Origin of the sequence: Cloacibacillus sp., from assembly GCF_020860125.1 — a bacterium.
In the GTDB taxonomy this organism is placed as follows: Bacteria; Synergistota; Synergistia; order Synergistales; family Synergistaceae; genus Cloacibacillus.
In genome coordinates this window covers 19,384-27,728 of record NZ_JAJBUX010000080.1, presented here as the reverse complement: position 1 = coordinate 27,728, position 8,345 = coordinate 19,384, and the positions used below count along the sequence as shown (strand labels likewise).

The window sequence follows — 8,345 nt, the reverse complement described above, 5'->3', positions numbered from 1 at the left end:
GGATCGCGGCGGGCTACACCGAATTTGACGAATTGAAGCGCATCCTCCGCGTCGGTATGGGGCCATGCCAGGGACGCGGCTGCCGCGACATCATCGTACGCGAACTGGCGCGCGCCACCGGCAAACCCATCGCCGAAGTGAGGGCGGGAGTCATCCGTCCCCCCGTGAAGCCGGTAAAGGCCATGCTCTTGGCCGACGAAGACTAGGGAGGTAATGTGCCATGACGATAAAAACTGCTGATGTGATCATTGTTGGCGGCGGTGTGCATGGAGCAGCTACCGCCTATGAACTTGCGAAGGCCGGAGTGAAAACGGTCCTCTTTGAAAAAGAATATCTCTCCTCGGGCGGTTCGGGCCGTTCGGCGGCTGGCCTTCGCCAGCACTTCGGTACCGAGGTCAACCTCCGTATGGCGAAGTACAACCTCTCCGTCTTCCCAACGCTTGAGGAGGAGCTTGATACCGGCATGAAGCTCGAATTCACGCAGTGGGGCTACATGTGGGTCGCCTACTCCGACCCGTGCATGGAGCAGCTAAACAAAAACGTCACGCTCCAGAAGAGCCTTGACATCCCCTCTGTGATGATGACGCCCGCCGAGATACATGAGCGCTGGCCCTATCTGAATCTTGACGGCATCCTCGGCGCCGCCTTCTGCGGCGACGACGGGCACATCAATCCTCAGACGCTGACGCTGGCCTACGGGCACGCCGCACGCCGTCTCGGGGCGGAGATAAAGACCTACACTCCCGTCGCGAAGCTGCTCGCGGAAAACGGCAGAATAAAGGGCGTCGTGACGGAGAACGGTGAAGAGTGGCACGCGCCGAAGGTGCTCCTTACCGCCGGCCCCTGGTCGACGCCGCTGGCGGCGACAGTAGGCGTGGAGCTCCCAGTCTATCCGGAGCGCCACAACATCCTTATCACGGAGCCAGTAGAAATCTTTGACTGTCCGATGGTCCTCTGTCTCGACGACGGAGCCTACTTTAAGCAGTGCCCGAACGGTACCTTCATGTTCGGACGGGACGACCCCGGCGAGCCGCATACGGTGGAGGCCGGAAACAGCGCCAAATTCCTCGAAGGCGTCACCAAGAGCGTGCTCAAGAGAATACCGGCCCTCAGAGGCGTCCGTGTCGTGCGTCAGTGGTCCGGCCCCTATGACAATACGCCTGATCATAACGCGATCATCGACTGGACCCCGGTAGAGGGGCTTCTCGTCAACTGCGGATGGAGCGGCCATGGCCTTCAGTTCGGCCCCTCCGGCGGGCGTGTCTGCAAGGAGATGCTCATGGGAGAGACTCCTTTTGTCGACCTGCACCGCTTCCGCCTCGCAAGGTTTGCCGAAAACGACCTATTCTTCGAGCCTGCGTTCATCTAATAAACTCTCTCTTTGTAAAGGCGGCCGTCCATGTGGCGGCCGCCTTTTGCGGTTTATGGTCTATGGAAGATGCCTTGATGGGCGCGCGTCATTCCGGAGGTGGAGTGTGGCGATAAAGGCCTCTGCCGTCCCACTTTCGTCCAGCCGCGCGGTGATGACCTTTTCCCCCGCCGTCAGCGTGATCTCCGCGCTTTCGGCCTGCTGGCAGACTGTTGTGATGACGGCCAGCAGCGCCGCCGACATAATTGAGGACAATATTTTTTTCATGAAAATATCTTTTCTATTTTTCAGGATTTAACGGCCCGTAGAAGAACGACGCCGTCGCCCCTCCGTCGATGAGGAAGTCCGCGCCCGTTATAAAGGCTCCCCGCGGCCCCATGATCAGCTCCGCTGCGTTTGCCACCTCATCCGCCGTACCTGGGCGCCCCGCCGGGCACTTCGCGAACATGTTTTTGTAGAAACCGCCACGCGGCCCGTTGAATTCGTCAAGCGCGAGCGGCGTTACGATGATGCCGGGCGAGATGGAATTTATACGCGCGCCCCGCTCCCCCCACTTGACCACCTCGGCCATTACGCGCTTTACATTGCACCTTTTCGCCATCTGATAGGCGTGTAGCGTGTCGCGGATATTGCCTGGCTGAAGGATGTCGAGTTTCAAAAGCTCTTCCGCCGGCGTCGTCGCCAGCAGTTTATCCTCTTCCGGCGTAAGAGCCGGCATACGGTGGCCGGACTGGCTGGAGATAGTTACTCCCGCGCCGCCCCTTTTGATTACCTTACCGGCCTCCTCAAGCAGGACCGCCGTCCCGTAGAGGTCAACCTTCAATATTGTCTCGACGGGAGCCTGGCTCGGAGATACCCCCGCCGCGTTGATGAGATCGGATATCTCTCCGTATTTGCGTGCCTCCGCGATCAGGTTCATGATCGACTCGCGGCTGGAAAGATCCATATCCACAGGGACGGCGTCGAAGCCCGCCTCGTTCATGATTTTTGCCATCGTTTCGGCGTTCCCGATGCTTCTGTCTCCGACGACGATCTTTTTGCCATATCCGATCCGCCTGGCTATCGCCATGCCGATTTGTCCCGCACCCGTCCAGATTACTGTATCTTTCATAGAAAATTCCTCCTGATATCGTAATATTTAAGTTTATTATGCCGGCTAACCGCCGGGTATCACTAGACGCTCCAGTCTATAGTCCATCCGTGCCTCTTTTCGGTGTAACCAAGATATCGCCTCCGTCCGCGTTCTTCCTGACAGATTACGGCCAGCGCAAATTTGGGTATGCCCGATACGGTGTTTATAGCCTGTTTTAGCTCTCTTCCGTCTTCTTAAAACGTCGAGGCCATGGCCTCTGTCATCAGCCAACGTTCCCCCTTCTTTACAAGCTTTATCTGCTGCTGCAGCCTCCATGTGTGTCTTGCTCCGCCGTAGACCGCCGCGTCGACGATCGTTCTTCCTGTCATCCGCGCGATGGTGCCGTTAACTTCAATAGGACTTTTTTGATGGTCGCCTGTGTAATAGTTCAGCGCCCCATCCATGACCGCATCGATGAATTCCTGTTTAGACTGGCGTACGCCGGTCATGTGTATCAACACGAATGACTCGTCGAGCAACAGCGAAAGTCCTTCCGCGTCTTTGGCTATCATCGCCTTATACATATCGCGGTAGCAGCGTTCTGCCATCTCTTCATCTCTCTCATGGGGCGCACCGTGCTCCCGCCGTGGGCCGCAGTCAGCCCTCCCCGGCACGGAACACGCGATAAACAAAATCACAGCCGCCCAAATTCCCAGCGCCGCAAAATATCTCTTCATAAGCATACGCCTCCCTCAATGCTGCGCTGCCTGAAAAAATCAGGCGCTCCCATTAGGGAACGCCTGGATAATATTATTTTTTTATTTTAATGTCTAATTGTTATATCGTATTTCAAGAAATGCCTTTGATGTATGACTTGGCAAACTCAAGAAAGGTTTTCGTCGCCGGAGGAAATATGCTTTCCCTCTTCCAGGCCAGAACCGAGCCAAACTCCATCTTCGGAGAAAGAGGCAGAAAGACGAGGTCCTCGTAATCAAAGTCGAGCCTGGCGCAGAAAGCGGCGCCTATTCCGTTTCGTACCATGACCGCGGCGTTGTAGAGCAGGTTAAAATTCGCGATGATTTTAAGCCTGTCGAAATATTCTCCGAACCAGTTGGCATATTCGTTATGAAGCAGAGCGCGTCCGGGGAGCAGCAGAGGCACCTCCGCCAGATCTTTCGGCGTTGCCGCCTTCATTGACGCGAGGTCGGAATCGCGGCGGACGATCACGCCGTTTATCTCCGTCTCCGGCATCCTGATAAATTCATACTTTGAAACGTCAGCCGGTTCGGCAAAAAGCCCGACGTCAATGAGCCCCATGTCGATGCGCTCCTTGACGTTATCCACATTTCCGCTGTATATGCTGAATTGTACCTGTTGATGTTCAGCGTGAAATGCCGACATGGCGCGGGACAGCGTGCCGACGCTGCGCAGCTCGCCGCTGCCGATGGTGACGACGCCCGCCAGCTCCGTGTTCCTCTGCGATATCTCGTTTTTGGCCCTGTCCACGAGAGAAAGCATCTCCTGTGCCCTGCGTTTCAAGAGCTGTCCCTCGTCCGTGAGGATTATGTTGTGGCTGCTTCGGTGAAAGAGCGTCACTCCCAGCTCTTCCTCAAGCTGCATAAGCTGCCGCGAGAGCGTGGGCTGGCTAATGTGCAGGCTTTGGGCCGCCTTAGTGATATTCTCCTCTCTGGCCGTCGTCAGAAAATACTTCAGCACGCGAAGTTCCATGATTTTCCCCCCTCATCGGTCAATATTACTGGAATAGAGATGTTTTTTCAATTTTAGCTGGGATCGCGCTCATAAGGGCGGCGAGAACTTTTATGTTGAAATAATACAAATTTTATGATAATTCCCGTGGAAATTCCAGGAAGTAGTCTGCTTTTCGATATATCTTGTCGGTTTTATTGTTGACTTCCCCTAATTTTATGATATAAAAGTAACGAACAGCACTTATCAGAGGCGTTATTCTGATAGGTTCTTTTTTGTGCCCTTAGAAAGGCGGCTGTTCGATGAAAAATAAAACTTTCCTGTTTCTGTTGTTGTTCACCTTTCTCACCTTTGCGGCGCTTCCAGCCGAGGCGTCTGCTGAAATAGTCAGCGGTTCGGGGACTCTAGGGATCATCGTGATGTGTGCGGTGGTGATAATCTGCACATATCTCATGAGAAAATTCATGGGTTAAATATTTAAATAGTAGTGCGTAGTTGAAATATTAAGTTAAATGGTATTTAATCTCTGTAAGGTTGCAGATCAAAAGAGAGGGAGGCCTGGACGATGATCGTTTCTTCTGTACGGTCCAAAGAAAAGATGACGCTGGCGCTGTTTGCGCTCATCGTCATGCTCTTTGCGGTGGGCTCCCCTCTTTCGTTTGCATCTCCGGGCTATGCCGACGCCGGTGCCGATATTATGTACCTGTTCGTCAACGCCGACGATATATCCTTCGGCACCATATCCATTCCCGCTGATTCAGTCCCTGCAGCGGTGGAGAAAAGCCTCCGGAACCGCGACGACAACCAGCCCGGCGTATTCCGCACCAATCTCCCCCTTTTGCTGGAAATGGGGACGGAGCCAAGCCTTGTCTCCGCCTATCTGCTCAGCTGCATCCATATGGCCAATGCCCGTTACTGCGGCATCAGCGACCCCAAAACAGTCCAGAAAAGGGAATAGTATCCTCACATAAAGTATCCGCCCAAATTTTTCTATACTGATAGTGCTGTTCAAAATTAATTCTATACAACAGAATAATAATATTTTACGCCAAAATATTAGGAGGCAATTTGATATGCCTGTTACGGCTTCGCTTAGTTCATATTTTGTCGGACCGATGGGGGCGCTTGTCATGTCCTTCATCTCCTTGAGTATCGTTTTCCTTGTAATAATAGGGCTTATGCTGGTAATGAAGGCCACCGGAAAACTGGTCGCATCGTTTGATAAAAAGACCACGGGAGGCAAATAGCGATGGAGCTCTATATTACCGCTTTGAAGGGGGTTGTCGACCAGTCGGGGCTTGTCGCCCTTACGACCGGCAATCTGTTGATGCTCTGTGTCTCGTTTGTCCTGCTCTATCTTGCGATCGCTAAGGATTTCGAGCCGCTGCTGCTCATGCCGATAGCCTTCGGCTGCCTGTTGGTGAACCTTCCTCTTTCGGGGATCATCGACGAGGGTGGATTCCTCTATTATGTCATGTTTGGCATAAACCATGAGATATATCCGATCATAATATTCATGGGCATCGGCGCGCTCACCGACTTTGGCCCGCTGTTGGCGAACCCTATCACCTTCCTGCTCGGCGCCGCCGCGCAGCTTGGCGTCTTCGTCGCCGTTATCGGCTCGATGCTGATGGGATTTACGATCCAGGAGGCCGCCGGCATCGGCATCATTGGCGGAGCGGACGGACCGACGGCGATCTATCTCTGTGCGAAGCTGGCGCCGGCGATCCTGCCGGCGGTGGCGGTGGCCGCATATAGCTACATGTCGCTTGTCCCTCTCATTCAGCCGCCGGTCATCAGGCTGTTTACGTCTAAGGCCGACCGTTCGATAAAGATGGAGCAGCTGCGCCCCGTCTCGCGCACCGAACGCATTCTCTTCCCAATAGTCTCGACGCTGGCCTGCGGTCTCGTTCTTCCCGCGGCGGTCCCCCTTATCGGGATGCTGATGTTTGGAAACCTTATGCGTGAATGCGGCTGTACGGAGCGCCTCTCGCTGGCCGCGCAGAACGAGGTGCTTAACGCCACGACAATATTCCTCGGCATCTCCGTAGGCGCGACGATGAGCGCTGAAACCTTCCTGACGATCGCGACGATCAAGATAATCTGCCTGGGACTTGTAGCCTTCATCTTCAGCACCGCGGGTGGCGTCGTCTTTGGCCAGGTGATGAAGGTGCTCTCCGGCGGTAAGATCAACCCCATCATAGGCGCGGCCGGGGTCTCCGCCGTACCGATGGCGGCGCGCGTCTGCCAGAAGGTGATATCCAAGGAATTTCCCGGGCAGTACATCCTGATGCACGCTATGGGACCGAACGTCGCCGGCGTAATCGGTACGGCGGTCGCCGCGGGAGCGATGCTTACGCTGTTAAAATAAGCTGATAAAAAGATAGAAATAGAATAAAATAATTTAGGGAGGTGATGAGAATGCACGAAAAGGGAATAGAGACCTTTCTTGCCGTCGCCATGTCGCGTACTCTCGGAAAAGCGGCTGAGCTTCTCAATGTCACACAGTCGACGATAAGCTACAATCTCAGCGAACTGGAGAGCGAGATGGGGATGATACTGGTAGACCGCCAGAAGGGTATGAAATCTATTCGCCTGACGCCCGCCGGCGAGGGGTTTCTTCCGCTCGCGCTCAAATGGCAGGAGGTCAGCAGAGAGATCGGAAACGCACGCAGTCCCGGTTCTGCCTATTCTCTCACCATAGGAGGCTCAGAGAGTGTTAACTGCCGCCTGCTTCCTGAGATATACAACATACTGCTTGAACATGAACCTCCGGTCTATCTGCGTATTTTGACGGACCCTTCCGACCAGATGTACCAGGCCGTAGAAAGCCGCGCGCTTGACGTCGCGATCACCCTGCACGAGGAAAATACGCGTTACGTACAGATAGAGCCCTTCTATAAAGAGGGATTTATCGCGGCGCGCATTCCTTATGACGGGGAGACGCCCGGAGAATTTATAAAACCGGATGATTTGAAACAGGAGGACGAATTCTATATCGAATGGAGCGGTGGGTACCGTTTGTGGCATGACCATATATGGGACCCGATGAAGTCCTTCAAGGTAAAGCTCGATTCGGTGAATCTTGTGACCTCCCTGATGAAACATCCGGGGCAGTGGTGTATGATTCCAGAATCTGCCGCTGGACAATTCAAGAAAGAATCTCCAGCTGCGGTATTTCAAAAGGTTTACGACTCCCCGCCGGATATTGTATATTATAAGCTGACTCACAGATATCCGAAATCCAGCTCGATACCGGGCCTGGCAATATTTGATGATGTCTTGAAACAGCGGATAACGGAACTGGGCAAGGAAAGGGAGAAATAATAGATGAATCTGGCGCCATATATAGACCATACTAATCTCAAACCCGAGGCTACGGCTGAAGACATAAAAAAACTCTGCGCCGAAGCCCGCAGCTTTGGTTTCGCCTCTGTCTGTGTGAACTCTTCGCGCGTACCTCTGGCGGCCTGGCTGCTTAAGGGAACCGAAGTCGCCGTCTGTACCGTAGTAGGTTTCCCGCTCGGAGCGGCAAGCGGCGCCTCCAAGGCCTTTGAGGCCCAAAAGGCCGCGGAGGAGGGGGCGGCGGAGATCGATATGGTGATAAATATAGGGCTTCTAAAAGACGGCGCCGATGAAGATGTAACTAAGGACATCAAGGCCGTGGTCGATGCGGTTCCGGGATGTATCGTTAAGGTGATAATCGAAACCTGTCTACTCACGGAAGCGGAAAAGGTACGCGCCTGCCGCGCCGCGATGGCGGCGGGCGCGCACTTCGTAAAGACCTCCACCGGCTTTTCCACCGCGGGGGCGACTGAGGAGGACGTCCGGCTGATGCGGGAGACGGTAGGGACGGCCCTTAAGATCAAGGCCTCCGGCGGCATACGCAGCGCGGATTTCGCCGCGCGCCTCATAGCAGCCGGCGCGGACCGGATCGGCGCCTCCAAATCGGTCGAAATGTGTGGCGGCAGGCAGTAGTCCTGATATTGGTGCGCTGCGGCGCTGATTTAGCCTCTCACCGCTATTTCGGCTGAATGTCCTGCCGGCGATGATTGCGAGCCACAATGGCGCTGATTTATGTAGTTTGTCTGGTTAATAAGAACTCTCCACGGAAAGTATGGATGAGATGAATCTCAGCAAAAATAAAAAATGCGGGCGCCCTGTCAGGGAGCCCGCATTTTTTATGTTGAACACAAA

Annotated in this window: 12 protein-coding genes; 8 read left to right on the top strand and 4 right to left on the bottom strand. The window is 54.3% G+C overall.

All coding sequences use genetic code 11. The annotated features are described in order from the left end of the window. Both LIO98_RS10675 and LIO98_RS10670 read left to right on the top strand, forming a co-directional pair. Positions 1-206, top strand: a 206-nt coding sequence (locus LIO98_RS10675; protein WP_291956726.1) for a (2Fe-2S)-binding protein, incomplete at its 5' end; no start/stop codon positions are given. 14 nt (positions 207-220) lie between these two features. Next, complete coding sequence (locus LIO98_RS10670; protein ID WP_291956724.1) at positions 221-1,369, top strand: FAD-binding oxidoreductase; 1,149 nt, start codon at positions 221-223, stop codon at positions 1,367-1,369. Between the two features lie 60 nt (positions 1,370-1,429). Here LIO98_RS10670 and LIO98_RS10665 read toward each other — a convergent pair whose 3' ends face one another. The 4 genes from LIO98_RS10665 to LIO98_RS10650 all read right to left on the bottom strand — a co-directional run bounded on the left by LIO98_RS10665 (position 1,430) and on the right by LIO98_RS10650 (position 4,169). Next, entirely contained in the window at positions 1,430-1,636 is a 207-nt protein-coding gene (locus LIO98_RS10665) for a hypothetical protein (RefSeq protein ID WP_291956721.1), read from the bottom strand. Positions 1,637-1,649: 13 nt separating this feature from the next. Further along, positions 1,650-2,480 carry an SDR family oxidoreductase gene (locus LIO98_RS10660; protein WP_291956718.1) on the bottom strand — a complete coding sequence of 277 codons (831 nt, stop codon included), beginning with the start codon at positions 2,478-2,480 and terminating at the stop codon, positions 1,650-1,652. 215 nt (positions 2,481-2,695) lie between these two features. After that, positions 2,696-3,178: a nuclear transport factor 2 family protein gene (locus LIO98_RS10655; RefSeq protein WP_291956715.1), complete on the bottom strand. Its 483-nt coding sequence runs from the start codon at positions 3,176-3,178 to the stop codon at positions 2,696-2,698. Positions 3,179-3,290: 112 nt separating this feature from the next. Next, on the bottom strand, positions 3,291-4,169 hold the full coding sequence (locus LIO98_RS10650) for a LysR family transcriptional regulator (RefSeq protein WP_291956712.1): 879 nt from the start codon (positions 4,167-4,169) through the stop codon (positions 3,291-3,293). A gap of 281 nt (positions 4,170-4,450) precedes the next feature. Between LIO98_RS10650 and LIO98_RS10645 the strand changes: the two genes are divergently transcribed. The 6 genes from LIO98_RS10645 (at position 4,451) to deoC (ending at position 8,126) form a co-directional block, all read left to right on the top strand. Continuing rightward, entirely contained in the window at positions 4,451-4,621 is a 171-nt protein-coding gene (locus tag LIO98_RS10645; protein ID WP_291956711.1) for a hypothetical protein, read from the top strand. 92 nt (positions 4,622-4,713) lie between these two features. Next, positions 4,714-5,106 (top strand): hypothetical protein, encoded by a 393-nt coding sequence (locus LIO98_RS10640; protein ID WP_291956708.1) that lies wholly within the window; start codon positions 4,714-4,716, stop codon positions 5,104-5,106. A 115-nt stretch (positions 5,107-5,221) separates the two neighbouring features. Then, the gene (locus tag LIO98_RS10635; protein WP_291956706.1) at positions 5,222-5,395 is read left to right on the top strand and encodes an OadG family protein; all 174 of its coding nucleotides are present in this window, start codon (positions 5,222-5,224) and stop codon (positions 5,393-5,395) included. Positions 5,396-5,397: 2 nt separating this feature from the next. Next, positions 5,398-6,519, top strand: coding sequence for a sodium ion-translocating decarboxylase subunit beta (locus tag LIO98_RS10630; RefSeq protein WP_291956704.1), 1,122 nt, complete (start codon positions 5,398-5,400; stop codon positions 6,517-6,519). 50 nt (positions 6,520-6,569) lie between these two features. Next, positions 6,570-7,475: a LysR family transcriptional regulator gene (locus tag LIO98_RS10625; RefSeq protein ID WP_291956701.1), complete on the top strand. Its 906-nt coding sequence runs from the start codon at positions 6,570-6,572 to the stop codon at positions 7,473-7,475. Between the two features lie 3 nt (positions 7,476-7,478). Further along, a complete protein-coding gene (gene deoC / locus LIO98_RS10620; protein WP_291956698.1) occupies positions 7,479-8,126 on the top strand; it encodes a deoxyribose-phosphate aldolase in 648 nt (215 codons plus the stop codon). Positions 8,127-8,345: the final 219 nt, after the last annotated feature.